Here is a 26,536-nt window from a genome sequence, read left to right on the forward strand (position 1 = left end):
ATTTAAGCTCCGGCTTGGATTTAGGCATGAGCTTCACGGATGTTCCGGGCGGCGTGGCTAACTGGACTTTCAGTGGCGGTACGAATTACAACGACGATAGCGGTTCTGTCAACATCGATATCAGCAAAGCCAATGCAACCATTGTAGTCAACGGTTATAGCGGTGTTTACGACGGAACAGCTCACGGAGCGACAGGTTCTGCCAGTGGCGTGATGAGTGAAGATTTAAGCTCCGGCTTGGATTTAGGCATGAGCTTCACGGATGTTCCGGGCGGCGTAGCCAATTGGACTTTCAGTGGCGGTACGAATTACAACGACGATAGTGGTTCTGTCAACATCGATATCAGTAAAGCCAATGCAATGATTGTAGTTAATGGTTATACCGGCGTTTATGACGGAGCAGCCCACGGTGCGACAGGTTCAGCCAGTGGTGTGATGAGCGAAGATTTAAGCTCCGGCTTGGATTTAGGCATGAGCTTCACGGATGTTCCGGGTGGCGTGGCTAACTGGACTTTCAGTGGCGGTACGAATTACAATAATGTATCAGGTACAGCAAGCATCGTGATTAATAAAAAATCAGTTACAGTTACAGCTGATGCACAGTCGAAAATATTTGGAGATTTAGACCCTGAGTTTACTTATCAATTAAGCGAAGCTTTGTTGGCAGGTAACTCAATTAGTGGTGTTTTATCGAGAACTTCTGGTGAAAGTGCGGGTAATTATCCAATCAATATCGGAACTCTTCAAGTATCAAATAATTACTTGATTTCATTTGTAGGAGCAGATTTAACTATTATTATGCCACCACCAATGAGTGCAACCGTTGCAAAAACAGACATTACCTGTAATGGTGTCAATGATGGTACAATTACAATTACAAATCCAACAGGTGGTTTAGGAATTTATGAATACAGACTAAATACAGGTGCTTGGCAGTCAGGTATGTTATTTACAAATTTAACACCTGGTATTTATAGTGTGGAAATGAGAGATCCAGTGCGAACCATTTTTTCAGCTGTTTTAGGAAATCAAACCATTACCGAGCCAGGAATTTTAAATGCACAGATAAGTAAAATCAACGTAACGTGTAACGGAGGAGCAAACGGTACAATCACTGTGTTAAATCCAACAGGTGGGTCTGGTTCATATGAGTTTAGGTTGAATTCAGATGCGTGGCAATCCAGCCCTAGTTTTGGTGGCTTATCTGCAAATACATATGTAGTTTCTATGCGAGATGCAGTTCATCAATCTTGCGAAATGAATCTTGGCACTCAAGTAATCGGGGAACCACAAGCTTTATCGGCTTTATGTACAAATTCAAATAGTGTTTTGTATTTTGGTTACCCTGGAGATCAAACGTCAACGATTACGGTTAAACCATCTGGAGGAGTTGGTCCTTATAAAGTTTCCATAACAATGAACAGACCATTAAAATGTAATGTTGTCAATGCTTCCGGAGATGAAGTTTGGACGCCAGGAGGAAATACTGCTTCAAGTGTTAATGTAAGCTGTCCGGCAAGTGGTACTCCGTCAATGTTACCAGTATCAACGTCTGCATTTAATATAAATTCTGTTGCTGGATATGCTTTAAATGTTACTTTAATGGATGACGCGACGTTTACAGCTACGATAACGGATTCTAATGGATGTGTTACAACTTGTTCAACAACTGTTTTGGCTGAAGATGCAAGATGTTTTTCTGGAAATAGTGGTAAGGCAAAAGTTAGTATTTGTCATAAAACGGGTAATTCTAAAAACCCATGTCACGTAATTTGTGTGGATGATAATGCAGTTGCAGCGCATTTAGCACATGGTGATTTCCTAGGAAAATGTACTTCAAATTGCTTAGATCCTAATGGTGTTAGAGTTCTCCAAGGTGATTTTACTGTAAAAGTGTATCCGAATCCTAGTAATTCACTATTCAATCTAGAAATTGAAAATGGTTCAGAAGATAATGTTCTGATTGAAGTGTTTGACCTTTCCGGAAGACGTGTGAAACAAATTAAACCAATCGATTTACATTCAATTACTTTTGGTGAAGATTTACCTCGCGGTGTTTATCTGGCGAATGTATCACAAGGAGATAATTCTAAAACAATACGATTAGCGAAAGAATAAATAAATTTTTATAAAGTAAAAAGCTCCGTAGTATTATTACGGAGCTTTTTTATTTATGGGATATTATTATTTTTTTACTTCAACTGAAGCACCGTCTTTATTAGCGTCAACTTCTACTTTTTTATCACCGTCTTTACTTTCTATGCTAACACCGTCTGCGCCAACACTAACAGATGTTCCGTCTTGAGCAACAGTGTCTGCTGTAGCTTCAGGCGCTACTTCTTCTGCTGCTTCTACAGTGATTTGGGTTTCTTCGGTTGTTTTTTCTTCTTTTTTACATGAGGCTAAAAGCGTTAAAGCTAAAAGTCCAGAGAATAAAATCGTCTTTTTCATAACTTAAAATTTTAATAGGTTGATTATAAATATATTAAAAATTTTACAAATTGATACGAAAAATTACTCGTCGAAAATTATGGTTTCGGGTTCAGCGCCTAAATCGATTAGATGTTTGGTAACCGTTTTGACAAAATCTTCCGGTCCGCACACATAAAAATTCTGACTGAAATCGACGATGTTTTCAATCAGAAAGTTTCGGTCGATTCTTTTTCCCTGAAAGCCGATTACATTTTCACGCGTGTACACATTGACGAAATCATTTTTCAGCATGTGAAAGAGTTCTTGACCCATAATCACATCTTCCGAAGTTTTATTTACATAAATCAATCGGTTTCCTTTGATTCTATTGCGTTTGTACAATTCTCTGAAAATAGATAAAAAGGGTGTAATTCCCGATCCGGCCGCAATAAAAACACCAGGTCCTTTATAACTAATCGCGCCAAAAACGTCATGAAGAATTAGTTCGTCACCGGCATTTATTTTCCCTAATTCGTTGGTAACGCCTTCTCGATTTCGATAGATTTTCACCATGAATTCAAGGTAATTAGAATCGACTAAACTCGTGAAAGTAAACGGACGTTTTTTGGTTTTCCAATTACGCTTGTTGATGGACAATTCCGTAGCTTGCCCGGGAATGAATTCATAATTTTCCGGACGTTCGACTTTTATGGATTTTACGTCGTGCGTAACAAATTGCGATTGTAAAACTTTAACGATATGCGCGTTTTTCATTTCAAAAGTATTAGTAAAACATAAATTTAGTGAATGTTTTCAACAACCAAAACAAAAAAGCCGAGCATTGCCCGGCTTAGAATTATAATTAACTTAAAATTAGTATAAGTTAGGGTATTTCGCAGGATTTACTTCATGCATCATCGCATATACTTTCTCGAAAATATCTTCAACTGAAGGTTTTGAGAAGTAATCACCATCCGTTCCGTAAGCTGGTCTGTGTGCTTTGGCAGCTAAAGTTTCCGGATTGCTGTCTAAATATTTGTATCCTTTTTGTTCGTCGATAATCTGTTGTAAAATGAACGCCGATGCTCCACCCGGAACGTCTTCATCAATGACCAACAGACGATTGGTTTTTGCCAATGATTTTACAATATCATGGTTAATATCGAACGGTAATAATGACTGAATATCAATGATTTCGGCATCAATTCCAACTTCCAATAATTCTTTTGCAGCTTGTTCCACCAAACGTAATGTTGAACCGTAAGAAACTAAAGTAATATCGGCACCTTGTTTGATGGTTTCCACCACACCGATTGGCGTTTTGAACTCACCCAAGTTAGTCGGCATTTTTTCTTTTAAACGATATCCGTTCAAACATTCCACTAATAATGCTGGTTCGTCAGTTTCTAACAATGTATTGTAGAATCCTGCCGCTTTAGTCATATTTCTAGGAACCAAAACGTGAATACCGCGAATCGCATTGATAATCATTCCCATTGGTGAACCCGAATGCCAGATTCCTTCCAAACGGTGACCGCGTGTTCTGATGATTAACGGTGCTTTTTGACGACCGGCAGTTCTGTATTGTAAGGTTGCCAAATCATCACTCATAATTTGAATCGCATACAACAAATAGTCTAAGTACTGAATTTCAGCAATCGGACGTAAACCACGCATTGCCATACCAATTCCTTGTCCTAAAATCGTTGCTTCACGGATACCAGCATCGGCCACACGGAATTCTCCGTATTTTTCCTGCATACCTTCTAAACCTTGGTTCACGTCACCGATGTTACCGGAATCTTCTCCAAAAATTAAGGTTTCAGGATATTTTTCGAAAATCGCATCGAAGTTATTTCTCAAAATCAGACGCGCATCGGTTTCTTCTGATGTTTCATCATACATTGGAAGAACTTCTTTTACCGAAGACACATTTTTATCCGATTGTGAAAATAAATGGGAACTGAATTTCGGCTGAATCTTTTCAGTATAGGCTGTAATCCAAGTAGCTAATTGAGTTCTGCTGTTTTCTTTTACGATTAAACGCAAAACTTTACGAGCAGTTGTGATAATATCTTTGCGGATTGGTTCTTTCAAAGATGCCAAATCGTTAGCGTATTTTTCAATGAAAACTTTGTTCTCGCTAGAAGCAGCAATCGAATTTAAAACTGCAACTAATTCTTGTTGTTCCGCTTTAATGGGTTCAACGAAAGCATTCCAAGCGGCTTTTTTGCCTTCTAAAACATCTTTTTTAGTTTGCGTATCAATCGCTTCGATTTCTTCAGCAGTTAAAATATTGTTTTCAATTAACCATTTGCGCATTTGTGCCAAACAGTCGAATTCTGCTTCCCAAGCCAAACGGTCTGCATTTTTGTAACGCTCATGAGAACCTGATGTAGAGTGTCCTTGCGGTTGCGTCAATTCATAAACGTGAATCAATACCGGAACGTGTTCTTCACGGGCAATTTTAGAAGCTTTTTGATAGGTTTCCACTAATGCTGGATAATCCCAACCTTTCACATCTAAGATTTCGTAACCTTTATTGTCTTCATCGCGCTGAAAACCTTTTAGAATTTCGGAAATATCCTCTTTAGTGGTTTGATAACGGGCGTGTACCGAAATTCCGTATTCGTCATCCCAAACACTCATCACCATCGGAACTTGCAAAACCCCGGCAGCATTGATAGTTTCAAAGAATAAACCTTCTGAAGTGGAAGCATTTCCGATAGTTCCCCAAGCCACTTCATTTCCTTTTTCAGAGAAGTTAGTTTGGTTGATACCGCTTACGTTTCTATAAATTTTGGAAGCCTGAGCCAATCCTAACAAACGTGGCATTTGCCCGGCAGTAGGAGAGATGTCTGCACTTGAGTTTTTCTGTTGCGTTAAGTTTTTCCAGTTGCCGTTTTCGTCTAGAGAGTGGGTTGCAAAGTGACCACCCATCTGACGTCCGGCACTCATCGGATCATGATTCAAATCAGTATGACCATATAAACCGGCAAAAAACTGTTGAATTGTCATCTGTCCAATTGCCATCATAAAGGTTTGGTCGCGGTAATACCCTGAGCGGAAATCTCCGTTTCTAAAAGCTTTCGCCATTGCTAATTGCGGTACTTCTTTTCCGTCACCGAAAATTCCGAACTTGGCTTTTCCGGTAAGTACTTCGCGACGGCCCAAAAGACTACATTCACGGCTTACGATTGCAATTTTATAATCGTTGATGACTTCAGTTTTGAAATCTTCGAATGATAAAGCTTCCTTAGTGGCAGTTTGGTTCATAGTCTGAATAATGTGTTATGTGACAAATTTAACAATTTAGACAATACAAAGCAACGTCTTGAATTATCAATAATTTCATTTTTGACAAATTTTCAATAGAATTCCTAAATCTAATTAATTATTTTTCACGAATTTACCTTTTTTGATGTGAATAAATCATGATTTGAAGTTGAAAAATAATTTTAATTCGGCTTAAAACCATTTTCTGGTAAATAAAGAAATAAGAGTTTTCGGACTAATTGTGATTACAAATCTGATTTTTTCATCATAATTGTCCTGTGCAATTTCCCAACCGTTTTTGGAGTAAACAGGGAAGTACAATTCGAAATAATCGGGAACTAAATTGAGGCGGATTCCGCTGTCGTAAACGAATTCGGTGGCAATTGCTTCACTTTTCATCAAGCCCGCATCACCATAAATTTCAACCCAATTCCAGATGTTGAAACTGGCGTTTACAGTTGTCATCCATTGGTTGGCAAAGCGATTTTCAAATTTCGATTTAAAACCACCTTCCGCCATTATGTATTGTTGGCTGAACAAACCGGTACTTTCGGAACGGCCTAATAAACCGTAGTCAAATAAGTAATCGGTTGGACGGTCTAATCCGAAGCTGAAAAATTCCGAATTGGTGCTTCGGTACATAAAAGCTCCGGCAAAAAATCGGAAGTTGATTTGTCGGTTGTTGTCAAAAAGTCTTCTGAATTGAATTTCTCCGGATAGTTTTCCAAAATTACTGGCAACTTGAACGTCAGTGGAAACATTGTAAAAATGGGTGATTTCAGAATCCACAATAGAATGACGTAAATTGAAAACAGAATAATTTTCATCATTTTTTGTAGCAAAAGACGATTCCTCCCGATTGACAAAAACGTGTCTTACCGTAACAAATTCTTTCTTGTTGGCGCGGTAATCTAAATCTCGGAAACGAAAGCTAATGGCCGGAACAATCTTGCTGTAAGCTGCATTTGGTGCATAATGATACGTGTTTGCAGCTAACATATAGCGAATGTTATACAAACGATCTTCACGAACGTTTTGATTTACAGTGAAAAATGCTCCTCCAATGAGTTCTTTGGTTTTGGAAGAATAAATTGGTGTAACATCAAAAATAAACGGTTTATCGAGTAAGGATTTATTGTGGAAACTTAATCCGGGCGAAACACCATCATATAAATTGTACGAGAACTCCGGAACGAAGAAAATCTGGTTCACTTTTGAATCTTCCAAATCTTTCACAAAAGTGAATTTATATGGACGGTTGTTACCCAAGAAACTTTTCAACGCTTTCCAGTTATTCCGCGAGTTGTATTCAGGAATTTCGTTGTTGTAATTCAATACGAAATGGTCGACATCAACTTTAGGAACTGTTACAGTCGAATCTTTTGCAATGTTGGAAACCCATTCTTTAAAAACAACTTTATCATCTTTAATTCCGTAAAGTGAAACCGGAACATTGGTTTGGGTTTTGTTTTTGATGGTAATCTGATAATTTTCAGGTGTTTCTTCTACGTCTTTAATTTTAAAATCGATTAAATCACGTGTTTCTACAACTGTTCGGAAAAACCAGTCAACCTCTTTTGAAGTTTTGTTTTTAATGATTTTCTCGAAATCGGATTCATCAGTTTGTTGTTTCTGATTCAAAGCGATAAATTCATTGATAGAAGCTGTTACAATCCCGCTGCCTAAGTAATCGTCTAAGTAGTTTAAACTCATTCCGGCACGGTATTTTCCAGCGATTTGCTCATTGAATTTGATGAACGTATTTTTATCATCACCAATAGCCTGATCTAAATTTTTTCGCGCCATCAACAGATAAACATAACTGAATTGATGATTGAAATCGGCTTTGAAAAGATTGTAACCTTTTAAAAGTTTCCAGTCCGATAAATTGCCCATCATTTTCATATCAGGATAATTGTCACGAATGTATTTCATAGTCAAATAGGACTGCAAACCATCGTAAACCCAGGTGTCTTTTCTCGGGTTTAACTGAAGACTGGTTTTGAGATATTTATCCAAATAAACTTTTAGAAACTTGATTTCATACAGAAAACTATCCGGAAACGGGCTGATAAAAGCCGGTAACTGATTCAGTCCGTAAAAAGGATTTCGGTCATAATCGGTTTGTGAAATCAGAATTTTTTCCTGTGAAGGCGCTCCGAATTCTTCAGCAACATATTGCGTTACTTTGTCAATAATCAAAGCTCTTTGAATTTCGTCTAAACGCTTGTCTTTTAAATTAGTAACAACTTCAATTTTGTTGTTTTTGTAGCTGTAGAAAGTAGGTTGTGGTTCGATGGAAATGTCGAAATCGGTTCGGTTCTTTCCATTTAAGGAATAAGTTTTTGTTATATCTGATTCAACTTTATCAAGTACATTTAAATCTGTGAAAAGCTGATATTTTGAATCTAAAGTGAAATTTATTTGATAATCAAATTCTGAATTAGCAATATCATCTAGATTTTCATTACTATTTTTAATAAAACCAGACGCTTCTAATCGCGAAGGTGTTAAAAACCAATTTTTCAGTATAAAGGAATCGTCGTTTCTAAAGCCATAACGAGTAAATCGGTCATTTGGAATTTTGACTTCATAGTTTAATTGTATGCTAACAGACTCGTTTGGTAAAAGTTCTTTTTGCAATTGAATTGTAAGTAAATCCGATTGATTTTCTGTTCGGACAAAAGGCAAACTATCGCCAACTTGATTATTAATAGAAAGAATTTTGGTATAACCGCGATCATCCTCTTTTGCCAAGTGAAAAATGCGGACGAATTCGTCAGAAAAACGTTTTCCCAAAGCTGAATTTTTATCAGAATAGGCATTGTTCCAATCGTTTAACACAATTTCTTTTAAAACAACAGAAGAATTGTTTACAAAATTAATCTCTTGTCGAACTTGTATTTTTTTGGTATTTGCATCAAATGTAGCCTGAATAGCCGAACGGTTTTGTGCAATCAATGTCTCAACCAAAAAAGTGAGAAAAAGAACAAAGGTAATTTTTATAAAAAGCGCTGATTTTTTTCGCATGAACGGCAAACTATTTCCAATTCGTAAATATATATAAAAATGGGTTGCTACTGTTTTTTTATGTAAAAGTTTCAATACTGTAAATCTTTTCTTAACAAAGCGTTGAGTTTATTAAATAATAGCTCAGGTATAGTGAAAATGAATAACTTATATGTAACTTAGTTCCCCCAATTTCAAAAAACAATGATAAAAAAACTACTATTTCTATTTGTTGCATTTTATTGTAATGTAACTTTTGGCCAACTTGTAATCAATGAGGTAGATTCTGATAATACATCTACAGATACTTTCGAATTCGTTGAAATAAAGTCGGCAACTGCTAATTTTTCCCTAAATGGATATGCCTTGGTATTTTATAACGGAGCAAATAATTTGAGTTATTATGCTTTAGATTTAGATGGTTATTCAACTGATATTAATGGTAATATTCTAATTGGAAATACTGGTGTGACTCCATCTCCTGCTATCAATTTTGCTAATTCATTATTGCAGAATGGTCCTGATGCCGTTGCAATTTATTCTGGGAATGCTTCAGACTTCCCCAACAATACCACCGCTACACCAACAGGGTTGATTCATGCTATTGCATATGGTACAACTGCTACTCAACCAACAGCTTTAATGACGGCTCTGGGAATAACAGAGTTTGTGAATGAAAATATTAATTCATTAAAGGATACTCAGTCAATTCAACGGAAAAATGATGGTACTTATGAAGTTAAACTGCCAACACCGGGAGCAAACAACGACGGTTCCGGTATTCCGATAAATTATGTAACAGTTGGTTTTACACAAGCTTCTTATAATGAAGGCGATAGTTTCAATATTACGTTCACGACAAGTCAGCCGGTTCAGAATGAAACCCTGATTATGAATTTCACATTGAATAATGGTAATTTCACCATGTCAGATTTTTCTGGAGGGCTAACAGTTTCTATTCCTGTCGGGCAAACCACTACTCAAACTGGAATAATTTTAACCAATGATGTTGTAGATGAAGGCGATGAAGAAATGTTGTTTCAGTTTCAGCCACTGCCAACCGGATATGTTGCCAATAATGACAATATAGTTATACGTGTTTATGATAATGATTATCAGGTGCAACCATGGGGAACTCCTTTGAACCCTACTTATGGAATTGTTAGCAGTACAGCACCTTTAGGTTATTATAGTTCTTTGGAAGGGCTTAGCGGTGCAACGTTAAAACAAGCGGTTCAGGATATTATCGCTAATCCATCTGTTGTTCGCTTGCACAGTTATGCTGACATTTGGGAAATCTTACGGACTGCGGATCAAAATCCGGAAAATTCCAATCAGGTTTGGTGTATGTATATTGAGCAACCAATGGCAAAATTGGATCAGCAAAATGGTAGCAGTATTGTTGGAAAATGGAACAGAGAACATATATTTCCGCAATCAAGAGGTGGATTTGAAGTGGCAATGGGAGATTCTGCTGATGGTATCGGTGTTTGGAATTCTACAAGTGCTTCCAGTACAGTTGATGGTGTATCCGATGCACATCATATCCGCGCAGAAAACGGTCAGGAAAATTCATCAAGAAACAATAAAAATTACGGACCGGTAAATTCAGGAACTGTTTATGCAGGTCAGACCGGAACTCAAGGTTCATGGCGAGGTGATGTTGCCAGAGCATTGTTTTATATGGCAGTTCGTTTTAATGGTTTGAATGTGGTAAATGGCGACCCATCAGAATATTTGGTTGATGGTACCACTCCATCAGGAAATATTGGGGATTTAGCAACGCTATTAACTTGGAACACAACTGATCCGAAAGATGATTTTGAAATGAACCGCAACAATTATATTTATACTTGGCAGATGAACCGTAATCCGTTTATAGATTACCCGAATTTAGCCGATTATATTTGGGGCGCGAATGCAGGTCAACCTTGGTCAGCAACCTTAAGTTCAGGAGAATTTGCAGAATTGAAACTGGCTTTGTATCCGAATCCTTCTTCTGGAAATATAACCATTGCGGGTGCTCAGAATGATGCAGTTGCAGAGTTTTACAACATGACTGGGCAAAAAGTAAAAGCTGTTGAGTTTGTTGGAAACACAACAATCAACCTTGATTTGCAATCTGGTTTGTATATGGTGAAGATCACATCAGGAAATCAGTCGACAACGCGAAAACTGATTGTAAAATAAAAAAGAAAAGCTCCCAATTCGGGAGCTTTTTTATTCTTAGAAGTTAGGACTAAGATTATATTTTTTGTAGAAATTGTCGAGTGCTTCTAACACTTCGTCTTCAGTATCTACTACGCGAATAAGATTCATGTCGTCCGGATTGGCGTTTTTCTCCTGATCGATAATTACAGTTTTTATCCAATCTAATAATCCACTCCAGAATTCTCTTCCCACTAAAATAATTGGGAATTTGCCAATTTTTTTGGTTTGGATTAACGTAATCGCTTCGAATAATTCATCCAAAGTTCCGAAACCACCTGGCATTACTACAAATCCTTGAGAATATTTTACGAACATTACTTTGCGTACAAAGAAATAGTCGAAATTTAAGTTTTTGTCCTTATCAATATATGGATTGAAATGTTGTTCAAATGGTAATTCAATGTTTAATCCAACCGAAGTTCCGCCGCCTAAATGGGCACCTTTGTTACCGGCTTCCATAATTCCGGGACCACCTCCGGTGATTACTCCGTAACCGGCCTGAGAAATTTTATAGGCAATTTTTTCGGCTAATAAATAGTATTTGTTATCAGGTTTTGTTCGTGCAGAACCGAAAATTGAAACACAAGGTCCAATTCGTCCCATAGTTTCATAACCGTTCACAAACTCAGACATGATTTTAAAAATCGCCCATGAGTCGTTGGTTCTTATTTCGTTCCAGGTTTTTTGGTTGAATTTGTCCTGAATTCTGTCGTCGTCACTTAAATATTCTTCTTTCATCATTTTTTCGCTTCGTTAAAAATTAAATAGCCTGCTAATGTAGTTCTTTTTTCAAAAACTGCGCGGTGTAGCTATTTTTATTTTTGATGACTTCTTCTGGCGTTCCTTTGGCAATTAGCTGTCCGCCACCTTTTCCGCCTTCGTAACCGATATCGATGATATAATCGGCTAGTTTCACAACGTCCAAATTGTGTTCGATGATTAAAACGGTATTGCCTTTATCGACTAATTTATTGATGACTTCCATCAGCACGCGTATGTCTTCAAAATGCAAACCGGTTGTAGGTTCGTCTAAAATATAAAACGTATTTCCGGTATCTTTTTTGGATAATTCCGTAGCCAATTTGATGCGTTGCGCTTCACCACCGGAAAGTGTTGTACTTTGTTGACCAAGAGTGATATAGCCTAATCCTACATCTTGAATTGTTTTCACTTTTCGATAAATTTTCGGAATGTTTTCAAAGAAATCAACCGCTTCGTCAACAGTCATTTCCAATACATCTGAAATTGATTTTCCTTTGTAACGGATTTCCAAAGTTTCACGGTTGAAACGTTTGCCCTGACAGGTTTCACATTCCACATAAACATCGGGTAAAAAGCTCATTTCAATCGTACGAACTCCGGAACCTTCGCAAGTTTCACAACGTCCGCCGGAAACATTGAAACTGAAACGACCAGGTTTATAGCCGCGAATTTGCGCTTCAGGTGTTTGGGTAAACAAAGTTCGGATTTCTGAAAACACATCGGTATAAGTTGCCGGATTCGAGCGAGGTGTACGTCCAATCGGGCTTTGATCGATATCGATTACTTTGTCGATATGTTCTAAACCTTCAATTTTCTTGTATGGCTGCGGTTTTTTTACCGCGTTGAAAAAGTGCGTGTTTAAAATAGGGTAGAGCGTCTCGTTTATCAAGGTTGATTTTCCACTACCTGAAACTCCGGTAACGCAAATCAGTTTGCCTAAAGGAAATTCTACGGAAACATTTTTTAGATTATTTCCGGTTGCTCCGGATAATTTTAACAGATTTCCATTGCCTTCACGACGTTTTTTTGGAATGGCAATTTCCATTTTTCCGTTCAGGTATTGTGCGGTAATCGTATTTTCTTTCAGCAATTCTTTCGGAGTTCCTTTGCTGATGATTTGACCGCCAAAACGTCCTGCTTTCGGACCGATATCAATCACATAATCCGCGCGTTCAATCATATCTTTGTCGTGTTCAACAACAATTACTGAATTTCCGATGTCACGCAATTGCTCCAAAGAATGAATCAGTTTTTCGTTGTCGCGTTGGTGTAATCCGATGCTTGGTTCGTCCAAAATATAAAGTACACCAACCAATTGCGATCCGATTTGGGTTGCCAAACGAATGCGTTGTGCCTCTCCACCGGAAAGTGATTTTGAACTTCGGTTTAAAGCCAAATAATTCAGTCCGACATCCACTAAAAAACTCAGTCTTGCTTTGATTTCTTTAACGACTTCAATGGCAATAGCTTGTTGTTTTTCAGATAAATGGTTGTCTAAATCGCTGAACCAGTCGCACAATTCATCAATGTCCATCGACGATAATTCGCCTATGTTTTTTTCGTTGATTTTGAAATATAACGATTCTTTTTTCAGACGTGTGCCATGACATTCCTGACATTCGATTTCATCCATGAATTCCTTCGCCCAGCGTTTGATGGATGCCGATCCGCTTTCTTCGTATTGGTTTTTAATGAAATTCGAAATCCCTTCAAAATCGATTTTATAATCTTTCGTGATGCCCATGACTTTGGAAACCACCGAGAATTTCTCGTTTCCGCCGTTTAGAATCATATCCATCGCATCGGCAGGAATACTATCAATGGAGTCAGTTAGTTTGAATCCGAATTTTTCACCGATAATTTCCAACTGTTTGAAAATCCACGAACTTTTTTGTTCACCAAGCGGCGCAAAACCACCTTGTTTGATAGATAATTTCGGGTTCGGGATAATTTTGTTCAGGTTGATTTCATTCACCGTTCCTAAGCCGTTACAATGTTCGCAAGCGCCTTTTGGTGAGTTGAACGAAAAGTTATTCGGCTCCGGATTTGGATAGGAAATTCCGGAAGTTGGACACATTAAATTTCTACTGAAATAGCGCACTTCCTGACTTTCCTGTTCGATAATCATCATGATGCCGTCGCCGTTATACATTGCAGTTTTGATACTTTCAGACAGACGTTTGTCTAAATCTTCGGTTTTTTCAATAGCCATGCGGTCGATTACAGTTTCAATGTCGTGTGTTTTGTAGCGATCGACTTTCATCCCGTATTCCAAATCCCGGATTTCGCCATCTACACGAACTTTTACGAAACCTTGTTTGGAAATCTGCTCGAACAATTCGCGGTAATGTCCTTTACGGGAACGGATAATTGGAGCTAAAATATTGATGCGTTTTCCGTTGAAATGCTCAAAGATCAATTCCTTAATCTGTTCATCAGAATAAGAAACCATTTTTTCTCCAGTGTTGTAACTGTAGGCTTCACCGGCTCTGGCGAACAATAAACGAAGGAAATCGTAAATTTCAGTTATGGTTCCAACAGTCGAACGTGGACTTTTACTTGTAGTTTTCTGTTCAATGGCAATTACTGGAGAAAGTCCGTCGATTTTATCCACATCCGGACGCTCCAATCCGCCTAAAAACTGACGGGCATAAGCTGAAAAGGTTTCGATGTATCGGCGTTGTCCTTCGGCATAAATGGTATCGAAAGCCAAAGACGATTTTCCCGAACCGGAAAGCCCTGTAATTACAACAAGTTTTTCCCTCGGAATGACTACGTCAATATTTTTGAGATTATGAGCGCGGGCGCCTAAAACTTCAATAGTTTCTTCTGAATTCAACATAAATTAGTCGTGTAGTTGTGCAAAAACGCAAAGGTACAGTTTTATGACTAATTTTCAGTACTTAAGATGTAAAGAAAAATGAATTTATTACTCGATTCGAAGCGATTTCAGTTTTTCTCGGTACGAGGTTAAAATGTCAACTTTTTCAATATAACCTAAACATTTTTGGTCTTTCAAAACGAATAGAATTTCAGAATCGGTACTTTCAAATTTCTCCATGACGGTTTCCATGATTTCATCATAGCAAATGGTGATTTCCGTTTGTTCGATTACATCTTTTAGTGGTGTATGCTTGATTTGAAAAGCGTTGAAGATGATTGGTCTTATTTTATTGAAATCAATAATTCCGGTAAATTCTTCTTTTTCATTGAGAACCGGAAAAATATTCTGTTGGGTTTGCGAAAGTAATTCGGCTACATTTTCAAGTTTTGCAGTTTCTGAAACAGTTGCAAAATCCGTTTTGATATGTTTGGAAAGTTGAATGGATGACAATAAATTTTTGTCTTTGTCGCTGGTGAAAACAGTACCTGTATCGGCTAAATTTTTGATATCCATCGAATGAACTTCCATTTTTTTGGAAATCGCGAAACTAATCGACGATACAATCATCAACGGAATAAATAAACCATAACCACCAGTAATTTCGGCAATTAAGAAGATTGCCGTTAGTGGCGCGTGAAACAATCCGCTTAATAATCCTGCCATTCCAACCACTGAAAAATTACTAATTGGTAAATCTTTATCGATTCCGGTTAGTTGGAAAAATTTTGCTACAAAAAAGCCAAGATAAGAACCCACAAATAGTGAAGGAGCAAAGTTACCGCCGTTTCCGCCGCTTCCTAACGTTAAACCTGTTGCGACCGATTTTATCATCATCGTGGCTCCGATAAAAATCAGTAAAACCCATTCGTTGGATTTTTGACTTTCTAAAACCGTATTTTCAAGTAAAACACCCGGATTTGTTGAGGATAATGCTTTGATACTTTCGTAACCTTCACCAAATAATGTTGGAAAGAAGAAAATTAAAATGGCTAAAATTCCCGCTCCAAACAAGGCTTTTCGGTAGTAGGAAGATTTCATTTTAGCGAAATAATGTTCCACTTTCCTGAAATTTCTCGCGTGATAAACTGACACAAATCCGGCAAGAATTCCTAAAATAATATAGTAGGGAATATTGTGATAATCAAAGGTAAGCTGAGTTTTGAAAGTCAGCAAGATTTCTTCTTTCAACAAAACGATAGCAACCAAAGAACCCGTTGCTGCCGAAATCATAATCGGGATGAATGCGGTAACACTCATATCGGCTAAAATAACTTCAATCGCAAACAAAACTCCCGCAATAGGAGCGTTAAAAGCTGCGGCAATTCCGGCGGCAACCCCACAAGCCAACAACAAAGTTCTGTCTTTATAATTTAAGCGATATTTTTGCGCGAAGTTAGATCCGAAAGCTGCTCCGGTAATCGTAATTGGCGACTCTAATCCGGCTGAACCACCCATACCAACGGTTAAGGAACTCGTGATAATTTGTGCATACATTTGCTTTCGGGGCATGATTCCGGATTTTTTGGCCACGGCAATCATGATTTGTGAAGTTCCTTTTTCGATGCTTCCGTCTAAGAATTTTTTAATAACCCAAACGGTCAGTAAAATACCGATAATTGGTAATAAACTATTGGAATAGGGAAGATGTAGAATTCCGTCAATATAATTTGCAAATCGGAAAACCCAGTGCGCAAATGTTTTTAAAACAATTACTGCTAAAGCCGAAGAAACACTGACTAAAATACAAGACAAGTATAAAAATTGTCTGTTGTTCAGTACTGATTTCAGCATGAATAAAAACGCTTCTAAATTCTTTAGTTTCCTGTGGAAGAATAAAGTGGGTTTGGAAGGTTTTCGGTTAGGCATGTTGTTTTTAACGAAGAAATGGTTTGAAAACGCTAAAATACATCAAAAATTAAAAAACGGAAAGGGAAAACGTTAGATATTTCGAAGTGCTTCCCTTTTGCTGAGTGGTTTTAAATCGGTTTTGGTAACGAAATCGGTTATGCCTTTTGGGTTGAATCTGCTATAATCCCGAAGTGCCCAACCAATGGCTTTTTGAATAAAAAACTCCTTAGAATCTTTATGCTTTTTACAGATTGCGGATAATAATTTAAAGTCAGTTTCAGCTTTATAATCTAATTGGAAAATAATTGCTGAACGGTTCAACCACATATTGTCCGAATTTGAAAAACGATTGGCAATAGTTGAGATTTCTTCCGGAAACTGAACCAAATAATTACCTAGAAGATATTTTGCAATTGTATCAACGGAATCCCACCAAGAATGAGTGATGATGAGTGTTTCGATAAGTTGAATATCGTCTTTTTGGTATTTTTTCTTCAGTTCTTTGATTAAAATTTCGATCGCGCAATAATGAAATTCCCGTTCTTTCTTTTTGTATAGTTTTAAAGCGATTTCTCGAGAATTCAGGCTAACTTCTTCATGGTGTAACTTCCAGATTTCTTTGAAAATAGCTCGTCTTGGCGTGGTTTTAATTCCCAGAAAAGGAAAATTGTTTTTCATGTAAGCTTCCATTGGAATAGCTCTTTCAGTTGAAGCGTTTTCATGAAAAACCTGTTCAAGTTCGGTAATGAAATCCATTATAAAATAGCTAGTTTTTGTTGAGCGTGAAGTCGTAATTCTTCGAAGAAAGCGGTAAATTCTTCTTCAAATTCGGTATAAAATTCTTTTAATTCCTGAACCGCGTTTTGCATGCCTGAACGGTTTTTGGTGCGATGATCCATCTGAAATAAGATAGTTCCGATGCCTTCAACCGTAGCGTAGGTCACTAGCCAGTTTCGACCAATCATATAGGGCATCATGCCTTTGGTTTTTGGAGTCAGCCAATCATAATTATCTTGTAACGATTTGTAGAAACGAGCAGCATAATCTTCCAGTTTTTCATTAGAATAGGATTTCCAGTTTTTCGCCAGAAAATGGTCGTAAATGATATCCATAATCACACCAGAATAATGTCCGTATTTTTCATGAAGCCGATGTTTGCTCTGTCTGAAAACCGGATGCGCATCGGTAAAAGTGTCAATAGCTCGATGCAATAAAATTCCTTTTTGCACATCAATAGGAAAGTGTTCGTAGTCATGCCCGCGAATGCCGTCCGCCATAAAATTCCCGATTTTAATCAAATCGTTTTCACCGGAAAGATAGATGTGCGCTAGGAAGTTCATTTTTTTTTTAGAGTTGCTTAGTTTCAAAGATACAAAGTTTCAGAGTTGATTAAAAAAAACTTTATCACTTACGACTTTGTTACTTTGCCACTTTCATATATTTGTAACTCATAACTAACAATTCATAACTCAAAATATGACATTAATAAAATCCATTTCAGGAATTCGCGGAACCATTGGCGGAAAAGTAGGCGATAACCTTACTCCGGTTGATGCGGTAAAATTTGCTTCAGCTTACGGAACATTCTTGAAACAAAATATTCAGAAAGATAAATTAACCGTTGTAATTGGTCGTGATGCGCGTATTTCGGGGCCGATGATTCATAATTTGGTGGTAAATACTTTAATCGGTTTAGGAATTGACGTAATCGATTTAGGATTATCGACAACTCCAACGGTAGAAGTAGCCGTACCTTTAGAAAAAGCCGATGGTGGAATCATTTTGACTGCTTCGCACAATCCGAAACAATGGAATGCCTTAAAATTATTAAATGCTAAAGGAGAATTTTTAAGTGGTGCCGATGGTGCTAAAATCCTTGAAATTGCTGAAGCGGAAGCTTTCGATTTTTCCGATGTAGACAGTTTAGGAACGATTACCGAAAACGATGCTTACATGGATATTCACATTGATGAAGTATTGAATTTACCTTTGGTTGATGCTGATGCGGTTGCCAAAAGGAAATTCAAAGTTGTAGTTGATGGCGTGAACTCATCCGGAGGAATCATCATTCCGAAATTATTGGAACAAATGGGTGTTGAAGTTGTAGAATTGTACTGCGAACCCAACGGTCATTTCCCTCACAATCCAGAACCTTTGAAAGAACATTTAGGCGATATCTGTAAATTAGTTGTGGAAGAAAAAGCTGATTTTGGTATTGTGGTTGATCCCGATGTAGACCGATTAGCCTTCATTTCCAACGACGGCGAAATGTTTGGTGAAGAATATACTTTAGTTGCTGTTGCTGATTATGTGTTAAGCAAAACACCTGGAAATACGGTTTCCAATATGTCTTCTTCCAGAGCTTTACGCGATATTACTGAAAAACACAACGGAAGTTATCAAGCAAGTGCCGTAGGTGAAGTAAATGTAGTGGAATTGATGAAAGCGACAAATGCGATTATTGGTGGTGAAGGCAATGGTGGAATTATCTACCCGGAAATTCACTACGGACGTGATGCTTTAGTAGGTGTAGCTTTGTTTTTGACACATTTGGCCAATCAAACGCAAACTGTTGCTGAAATGAGAGCGTCTTATCCGCAGTATTTCATGAGCAAAAATAAAATTGAACTAACTCCTCAAATTGATGTGGATGCTGTGATGAAGCAAATAGCTGAAAAATATGCTTCTGAAAACCTTTCAACGATTGATGGAGTGAAAATCGATTTTCCAACAGAATGGGTTCATTTAAGAAAATCCAACACCGAGCCAATCATCCGAATTTACACGGAAGCACCCACACAAAAAGAAGCCGATGTTTTAGCGGAACGTTTTGTGAGTGAGCTGAACCAGATTGCAGGAATATAATTAAAAACCAATAAAAAAAGCCCCGTACAAAACGGGGCTTTTTATTATCTGTAAAAGGCATTATTGTTTTATAAACTGAATTGATTTCACCTCTTCACCTCGGAATACTTTTAGCATATAAACGCCTGAAGTAAGACTAGAAACATCAATGATAGCATTGTTTGAAGTAAAACCTTTAGTAATTAGTTTTTGACCAGTCAGGTTATACACTTCTATGTTGTCAATCGTATAATCATTAGCTACCGTTAATGTACTGTGAGTAGGGTTAGGGAAGATTCTTAATTTGTCCAATTCTACTTCATTTGTACTTAAGTTTGAATGTACGGTAACAGGTAGTCTGTAAGTACTTTCAATGTTGTTAATGGTTTGAGAAGCATAATAAGTTGTACCATTCACAAGCGGCGTTGAATCTGGTAAAACCATGGTAACTTCGGTACTATTTTTAGAAGTACTTGCTGTTGTACATGAATTTTGAGTGCTGTACCATTGGATGTTTTGTCCGTTCACAACAAGGTTAGAAAGTGTCTGCCCATTGGTGAAGCTTTGGTATGTCTGTCCTGTTGGCGTATTAACAGTTGTAATGTTTGACAAGTTATATCGAACAATGTTATTTTTCTTTACCCCTTCAAAAGTTGAAAAAGATCCGTCTATAAGCAAATCATCACAATTTTGTTGAGAAAGGTTTTTTTGGCCGTTAGAAAAATCAGTTAGAGTAATAAATGAATTTTCGACTACACCATTACTACTAAGGATATAGAACTTATTAGTAATAGGTAAATCGTTGAAATATGTACCAATAGTTTTTACAATTATTTTCCCCTGTGATGTTATAAAAAGATTATCGAAGGCAAGTGATGAATCACTGGTGTACGGTCCATAATTTAAAGTAAACGAAGTATCATTCGTTCCATCAGCATTCAATCTGCCTAAATAAGTTTTATTGATTGTATTGTTGAAATATGAAATTAATATTTTACCATCCGGCTGAATTTTGGTGTAGTTGATTCTGCCTTGTGTGGTATTAAAAGATGAGTCTAAAGTACCATCCGTGTTAAGCCTTTGTAATCCAGGTACCATAACATAAGTTGGTGCTGGATAATAAACAGGATGTGTAACCAAGATTTTCATATCCGATTGTAGTTCGATATGAGTAAGATTATAATCGAAAAGCATTGATGTAAAGGACGAATCTAAAGAACCATCGGTATTTAATCGAATAACTTTGTATTTGGAACTCTGCATGAAAAGAGGGCCGGTTCCAATAGCAATTATTTTCCCATCGTTTTGAATTTCATAATCAATAATGTCATTACCTGCTACCGGAGTAAAAGAAGTGTCGAGTGAACCGTTTGCATTAATTCGTACTAATTCTTTTTCCGCACCGCTTATCGATGCTGTTATAGTTGGTGTACTTGTAAACAATATTTTTCCGTCATTTTGTTCTCTGATGATACTTGAATTTTGATCATAGCTTGATGATGATGTAAATGTAATTTGCGAATCTATCGTAAAACTTGAATCAAATGCTCCGTTAGGACTTATTTTACACATATGGTTAAAACCATTGTCGTTGTATGAGGTAAAAGTTCCCATAATTAAAAAGCTACCGTCGGATAAAACCTTTAAATTGTGATTAGGCGACGAATTACCATTTAATGAAGATGAATAAAGATTCGTACCGCTGCATGGATTAAAGGTTGTGTCTAAACTGCCATTTGCATTTAACCTGTAGATACCTTTTCGGCTTAAACCACTCGGTTCGTTGTAATCTCCGTTGATGATAACTTTGCCACTCTGCATATAAAGACTGCAAGGGAAGGGAACATAACTTGGGTTGGTATAATTAAAACTGGCATCAATGCTGCCATTGGTGTTAACCCTTTTAATTTTATCTTGCGCTGAATATAAGATTTTTCCGTCTGGTTGTATGCAAAATTCACTAACAATTACACCACCATTAATATTTGGGTGAGTAAAGCCAGTATCTCTGGTTCCGTTACTGTTTAATCGGATCAAACCATAAGTAGTCATAATACCATTCGTACGAAATCCTCCACTGTTAGCTATTAAAATTTTTCCGTCCGTTTGAACAGCAACTTTTTCTATAAAGCCATCAATACCGTTAATGGGATAATCCATAGAGCCAGTAGTATTAACATTAAAGGAAGTGTCTAAAGTTCCGTTAGCATTAAGACGAGCAATTCGTGCATTTGAATTAGTAGCAACGACAGGAAATTCTCCGGCTACAATATACTTTCCGTCGGGTTGCATTGCGATGGTGTTAATCCAATATCCGTAAGAACTGTTGAAAACTCCTTGCGTGAAGGTTGTGTCAACACTACCATCGCTATTTAATCTTATAATATTATTACAAGCAATATTGTTGACTTTGTTGAAATCTCCCACAATAATTATTTTCCCGTCATTTTGATAGATGGCATCTATAATCCTAATATTGTCGGGGCTTCCTGAACTCATATTTTCAAATACAGGAAATGAAAAACCGGTATTTAAGGAACCATCTGCATTATAACACTTAACAGTCATGTTTCCGCTAATGTCGTTGTAAGAATCAATTGGCACCATAAATTTGCCATCCGATTTCACAAAAATTTCAGTCATTGAACCTTGATCTGTGAAATTAAAAGTAGGATCAATGCTTCCATTTGGGTTTAGCCTAATAATTTTTCGATATGGCATTATTCCTGTTGGATGTTCATACACAGCTAATAATTTACCATCTGCGAGTAATACACTATTTATTCCGATATTTTGCTCGTAAGTACCATCATCATTTGTGTTGAATGAATTATCAATACTTCCAATTTGAGCACTTGAAGTATAACCGAAAGTAAAAATAAGAAGTAACAGTAAGTAAGATTGTTTCATTTTTGAAATATTTGCCACAAATGTAGGATTATTTCTTTATTGCGAATAAATATTGATACTATTTTGCAGAAAACATAGTTTTGTTAAAATTTAACGAAAGACTTTAAAATCAAGTTAATCACTAATTCAAATTTCCAAAAAGCTGTATCTTTGACCGCAAATGCAACATAACATGATTACAACTGAAAAAACCACACAACTGGAACAGTATTTTCAGCAATTCAGAAAGAATATTATAGGAATCGATCAGGAGTTTGAATCGCCGTTCGGAACGCAGAAAATCATTTATACTGATTGGACAGCTTCGGGGCGATTATACCGTCCTATTGAAGAAAAACTGATGAATGAATTCGGTCCGTTTGTGGCCAATACCCATACAGAAACTACAGTTTCAGGAACCGCAATGACAATGGCGTACCATGAAGCGCGTCATATCATTAAAAAACACGTTAACAGTAATGAAGACGATGTTTTGATTGTTGATGGTTCGGGAATGACGGGTGTCGTGAATAAGTTTCAGCGAATTTTAGGATTGAAAGTACCGGAAAATCTTCAGAAATACACACAAGTTCCGGACGAAAAGAAACCGGTTGTTTTCATTTCCCATATGGAGCATCATTCGAATCAGACATCTTGGTTAGAAACCATTGCCAAAGTGGAAGTAATTCCGGCTTGCGAGCAAGGTTTGATTTGTTTGGACAGTTTCAAGGAGTTGCTGGAACAATACAAAGACAGAACTTTGAAAATAGCTTCAATTACAGGTTGTTCCAATGTTACAGGAATCAGAACGCAGTATCATGAAGTGGCAAAGTTAGTACATCAGTACAACGGTGTATGTTTTGTGGATTTTGCCTGTTCAGCGCCTTACATCAAAATTGATATGCATCCTGCTGATAATCCTGAAGGTTATTTGGACGCGATTTTCTTTTCTCCGCACAAATTTTTAGGTGGTCCTGGTACTTCGGGCGTGCTTATTTTCAATAAAAAATTATACAAAAATATGGTGCCCGATCATCCGGGAGGTGGAACGGTAAGTTGGACGAACCCTTGGGGCAAGCACAAATATTTAGATAATATTGAGGAAAGAGAAGATGGTGGAACGCCTGGTTTTCTTCAGGTAATCAAGACGGCTTTGGCAATTCAGTTGAAGGAGCAAATGGGTGTGGATAACATCTTAAAGCGTGAACATGAAATTTTGGATTATGTTTTCGGTCAGTTGAAAGCTATTCCGAATCTGAATATTTTAGCGGGTCAGCACGAAAATCGTTTGGGTGTAATTTCGTTTTATATCAATGATTTGCATTTTAATTTAGGTGTGAAATTACTGAATGACCGTTTCGGAATTCAAACGCGGGGCGGTTGCAGTTGTGCTGGAACCTACGGGCATTATCTGTTACACGTAGATCAGGAGCAATCGCATTATTTAACGGATAAAATTACCGCCGGAGATTTAATCGAAAAACCAGGATGGATTCGCATGTCGATTCACCCAACAACAACTTCTGAAGAAATAGAATACGTTTGCAACAGTATCAAATCGTTAGCCGAAAATCATAAAGAATGGGCTATGGAATACGAATACAACAAATGTTCTAACGAATTTCTTCATAAGAATGCTCTGCATAAAGAAAAAGAAATGGTGGCCAATTGGTTTAAATTATAAAAGAAAAGCTCAGTTTTAAACTGAGCTTTTTTATTTAAGTTGTTTTTGTTTCTCTACTGTGTTTCCAACGTTTGTGTGTCCATAGGTAATATTCAGGAGCTTCATAGATTTGTTTTTCAACTCTTCTGATAAAATCTTCTGAAATTTCATAATTAGGAACTGAGTTTACATCTTCGGTCATTAACTCAAACGTTCCTTCATAATAACCCCTTTTTATTTTTCGTGTCTTAAGAAAGATAACGTTCATGTCATATCGTTTGGCCAGCATTTCGGCTCCTACATGAATTGGAGTTTCAATTCCCATAAAAGTATGCCAGTGAACGTTGTTATGAAGTCTTGGACTTTGGTCACTAATTAAACCGTAGACACCTAAAATTTTATCGATATTATTACGCTCAATAATCGTTTTTGTCTTTTTAGTGGTAATTAAATAAGCTCTAAATTTTGAACGAATTTTATGGACCAGTTTATCAAAGTACGGATTTGCAATTTTTTTATAAACCCCATATCCTTTGAAATTTAAATAATAATTCATAGAAACAGCCCATTCGTAACTTGCGTAATGAGCGCACATCAAGGCAATGCTTTTCCCTTTTTTCTCTAAATCATGATAGATTTCGATATTGGTGAATTTGTAGCGTTTTTTTATTTCATTTTCAGAAATACTCATGGTTTTTATCATCTCCAGAAATATGTCACACATATGACGGTAGAACTTCTTTTCGATACGAAGTCTTTCGTTATCAGACAAATGTGGAAGCGCTAGTTTAATATTACTACGAACCGTTTTTTTTCGATATCCAATGATATAATATAGTAGCAGATAAATACAATCCGAAAGAAAATAAAAGATTGGGAAAGGAAGTATTGAAATCAGCCATAAAATAGGGTAGATCAATAAATAAATCAGAAACTGCATTGACTTTTTTTTTACAAATATACTTTTTAAAGCGATTATTCAATCATTAAATTAACATTCAATACAGAAACAATTGGTAAATTTACAGTCAGAAAATTCTAACTATGGATTCAGTTTTATTAATTCTCATTGCAATAATAGTTTTATTCAGCTACAGAGGATTTCGAGATGAGGCCTTTTTCAGGAAATATGAATTCCATATCGGAAGCATTCGTTCGGGCGAACATATTCGTATGATAACTTCAGGTTTTTTGCATGCCGATTTCACACATCTTATCTTCAATATGCTAACCTTGTATTTTTTTGCACCGGTTGTAATAGTTCATTTGGGCGTTGTACATTTTCTGATTATTTATTTCGGAAGTCTCTTATGTGGAAGCATGCTGTCGTTGTACATTCATAAAGATGAGTATTATTATCGGGCAATTGGTGCTTCCGGTGCAGTTACGGGCGTTTTGTATTCAGCTATTTTATTACAGCCTGACATGACTTTAGGTTTGTATTTTATCATTCCGGTTCCGGCATATTTATTTGGAATAGGCTATTTGTTGTATTCGATTTACGGCATGCGAACCCGAATGGATAACATTGGTCACACGGCGCATTTTGGAGGTGCGATTGGTGGTTATGTAATAACATTAGCTCAGGTTCCGTCGATGTTTTACGAAAACACTTTGATGGTTGTTTTATTGGCCATTCCGATAGTTTTGCTTTTTATTTTAGAAAAATCCGGAAAGCTGTAACTTTTGGCATCGCTTTTGATTTGTAGTTGATAACTTAATATTTATAGATATGAAAAAAGTATTTTTAATAGCCGTAACCTTATTCATGACAACATTTTCAAATGCTCAAGAAATGAAAACTGTACCACAAATTGTAGTTTCCGGAGAAGGAAAAATTAAAGTAACGCCAGATCAGGCCGTTATCAGTGTAGGAGTTGAAAACACAGGTAATGATGCTGCTGAGGTTAAAAAGAAAAACGATGTAGCCATGGATGCTATCATCAAATATTTAAAAGGAGCAAAACTTCCCGCATCGGATTATCAGACCAAACAAGTGAGTTTGTATAAAAACTACGATTATGAGAAGAAGAAACATTATTTTCAGGCTTCACAGACTATTTCTATCACTTTGAAAGATTTGTCTAAATATGACGCAATCATGATGGGATTGATTGATGCCGGAGCCAATATGATTCACGGTGTGGAATTCAAATCATCTAAAGTAGCGCAATACGAATCGGAAGCGCGTATAAAAGCTGTTCAGAATGCAAAAACCAAAGCGTCCGATTATGCTGCAGCTTTAGGACAAAAAATGGGTAAAGCGATTTTGGTAACCGACAATTCAGCGACTTATTATCCAAGACCGATGTACGCTTCTATGAAGGTTGAAAGCGATGCTGGTATGCCAAGAGAAACGCTTGCGGTTGGTGAAATTGAGGTTACTGCGAATGTGACTATTAATTATGCTTTGGAATAGATATTCAACTATTTTATATAGAAAAGCTCTTGACGATGTTAAGAGCTTTTTTTATATTGATTACTCTGCTTCGCTTCGTGATCCTGAGTAAGGTGAACCTTACTCAAACTAAACGAAACAAAAAAAGCACTCAAGTAAAACTTGGTGCTTGATTTAATAGAATTAGGATTACTACGCTTTGCTTCGTGATCCTGAACAAGGAAACCTTGCTCAAACAAAAAATCCCAAAACATTTATAAAAGTAAACTTTTAACATGTTCCAGGATTTTTTGTTTGTGGGGAGAGCAGGATTCGAACCTGCGAAGACTTAGTCAGCAGAT

General features: G+C 36.9%; 17 protein-coding genes. 6 read left to right on the forward strand and 11 right to left on the reverse strand.

The window, feature by feature from the left end:
* On the forward strand, positions 1-2,117 hold a 2,117-nt coding region (locus RUH60_RS09495), incomplete at its 5' end, for an MBG domain-containing protein (protein WP_313807717.1).
* Positions 2,118-2,183: 66 nt separating this feature from the next.
* On the opposite strand, the gene RUH60_RS09500 is transcribed toward RUH60_RS09495, so the two are convergent.
* From RUH60_RS09500 to RUH60_RS09515, 4 genes are all read right to left on the reverse strand, one after another.
* Complete coding sequence (locus RUH60_RS09500; RefSeq protein WP_313807719.1) at positions 2,184-2,450, reverse strand: hypothetical protein; 267 nt, start codon at positions 2,448-2,450, stop codon at positions 2,184-2,186.
* 63 nt (positions 2,451-2,513) lie between these two features.
* Positions 2,514-3,185 carry an FAD-binding oxidoreductase gene (locus tag RUH60_RS09505; protein WP_313807721.1) on the reverse strand — a complete coding sequence of 224 codons (672 nt, stop codon included), beginning with the start codon at positions 3,183-3,185 and terminating at the stop codon, positions 2,514-2,516.
* A 99-nt stretch (positions 3,186-3,284) separates the two neighbouring features.
* The gene (locus RUH60_RS09510) at positions 3,285-5,687 is read right to left on the reverse strand and encodes a thiamine pyrophosphate-dependent enzyme (RefSeq protein ID WP_313807724.1); all 2,403 of its coding nucleotides are present in this window, start codon (positions 5,685-5,687) and stop codon (positions 3,285-3,287) included.
* Positions 5,688-5,879: 192 nt separating this feature from the next.
* On the reverse strand, positions 5,880-8,717 hold the full coding sequence (locus RUH60_RS09515; protein WP_313807726.1) for an aminopeptidase: 2,838 nt from the start codon (positions 8,715-8,717) through the stop codon (positions 5,880-5,882).
* 183 nt (positions 8,718-8,900) lie between these two features.
* On the opposite strand from RUH60_RS09515, the gene RUH60_RS09520 reads away from it, so the two are divergent.
* The gene (locus RUH60_RS09520) at positions 8,901-10,886 is read left to right on the forward strand and encodes an endonuclease (RefSeq protein ID WP_313807728.1); all 1,986 of its coding nucleotides are present in this window, start codon (positions 8,901-8,903) and stop codon (positions 10,884-10,886) included.
* A 36-nt stretch (positions 10,887-10,922) separates the two neighbouring features.
* On the opposite strand, the gene RUH60_RS09525 is transcribed toward RUH60_RS09520, so the two are convergent.
* From RUH60_RS09525 to RUH60_RS09545, 5 genes are all read right to left on the reverse strand, one after another.
* A complete protein-coding gene (locus RUH60_RS09525; protein ID WP_409559658.1) occupies positions 10,923-11,645 on the reverse strand; it encodes a TIGR00730 family Rossman fold protein in 723 nt (240 codons plus the stop codon).
* A gap of 34 nt (positions 11,646-11,679) precedes the next feature.
* Positions 11,680-14,511, reverse strand: coding sequence for an excinuclease ABC subunit UvrA (gene uvrA, locus RUH60_RS09530; RefSeq protein ID WP_313807733.1), 2,832 nt, complete (start codon positions 14,509-14,511; stop codon positions 11,680-11,682).
* 87 nt (positions 14,512-14,598) lie between these two features.
* The gene (locus RUH60_RS09535; protein ID WP_313807735.1) at positions 14,599-16,419 is read right to left on the reverse strand and encodes a chloride channel protein; all 1,821 of its coding nucleotides are present in this window, start codon (positions 16,417-16,419) and stop codon (positions 14,599-14,601) included.
* Between the two features lie 72 nt (positions 16,420-16,491).
* Positions 16,492-17,157: a DNA alkylation repair protein gene (locus RUH60_RS09540; RefSeq protein ID WP_313807736.1), complete on the reverse strand. Its 666-nt coding sequence runs from the start codon at positions 17,155-17,157 to the stop codon at positions 16,492-16,494.
* Positions 17,157-17,741: an ACP phosphodiesterase gene (locus RUH60_RS09545; protein WP_313807738.1), complete on the reverse strand. Its 585-nt coding sequence runs from the start codon at positions 17,739-17,741 to the stop codon at positions 17,157-17,159. Before RUH60_RS09545 ends, RUH60_RS09540 begins: the two co-directional genes overlap by 1 nt.
* 136 nt (positions 17,742-17,877) lie before the next feature.
* On the opposite strand from RUH60_RS09545, the gene glmM reads away from it, so the two are divergent.
* Entirely contained in the window at positions 17,878-19,266 is a 1,389-nt protein-coding gene (gene glmM / locus RUH60_RS09550; RefSeq protein ID WP_313807740.1) for a phosphoglucosamine mutase, read from the forward strand.
* 60 nt (positions 19,267-19,326) lie between these two features.
* Here the strand turns inward: glmM and RUH60_RS09555 are convergent, their stop codons facing one another.
* On the reverse strand, positions 19,327-22,155 hold the full coding sequence (locus RUH60_RS09555; RefSeq protein WP_313807742.1) for a T9SS type A sorting domain-containing protein: 2,829 nt from the start codon (positions 22,153-22,155) through the stop codon (positions 19,327-19,329).
* A 172-nt stretch (positions 22,156-22,327) separates the two neighbouring features.
* On the opposite strand from RUH60_RS09555, the gene RUH60_RS09560 reads away from it, so the two are divergent.
* A complete protein-coding gene (locus RUH60_RS09560) occupies positions 22,328-23,818 on the forward strand; it encodes an aminotransferase class V-fold PLP-dependent enzyme (protein ID WP_313807744.1) in 1,491 nt (496 codons plus the stop codon).
* Between the two features lie 34 nt (positions 23,819-23,852).
* On the opposite strand, the gene RUH60_RS09565 is transcribed toward RUH60_RS09560, so the two are convergent.
* A complete protein-coding gene (locus RUH60_RS09565) occupies positions 23,853-24,737 on the reverse strand; it encodes a lysophospholipid acyltransferase family protein (protein ID WP_313807746.1) in 885 nt (294 codons plus the stop codon).
* Positions 24,738-24,841: 104 nt separating this feature from the next.
* On the opposite strand from RUH60_RS09565, the gene RUH60_RS09570 reads away from it, so the two are divergent.
* Entirely contained in the window at positions 24,842-25,480 is a 639-nt protein-coding gene (locus RUH60_RS09570) for a rhomboid family intramembrane serine protease (RefSeq protein WP_313807748.1), read from the forward strand.
* A 49-nt stretch (positions 25,481-25,529) separates the two neighbouring features.
* Positions 25,530-26,216 carry an SIMPL domain-containing protein gene (locus RUH60_RS09575; RefSeq protein WP_313807749.1) on the forward strand — a complete coding sequence of 229 codons (687 nt, stop codon included), beginning with the start codon at positions 25,530-25,532 and terminating at the stop codon, positions 26,214-26,216.
* Positions 26,217-26,536: the final 320 nt, after the last annotated feature.

The sequence above is a fragment of the Flavobacterium sp. genome, from assembly GCF_032153895.1.
GTDB lineage: Bacteria > Bacteroidota > Bacteroidia > Flavobacteriales > Flavobacteriaceae > Flavobacterium.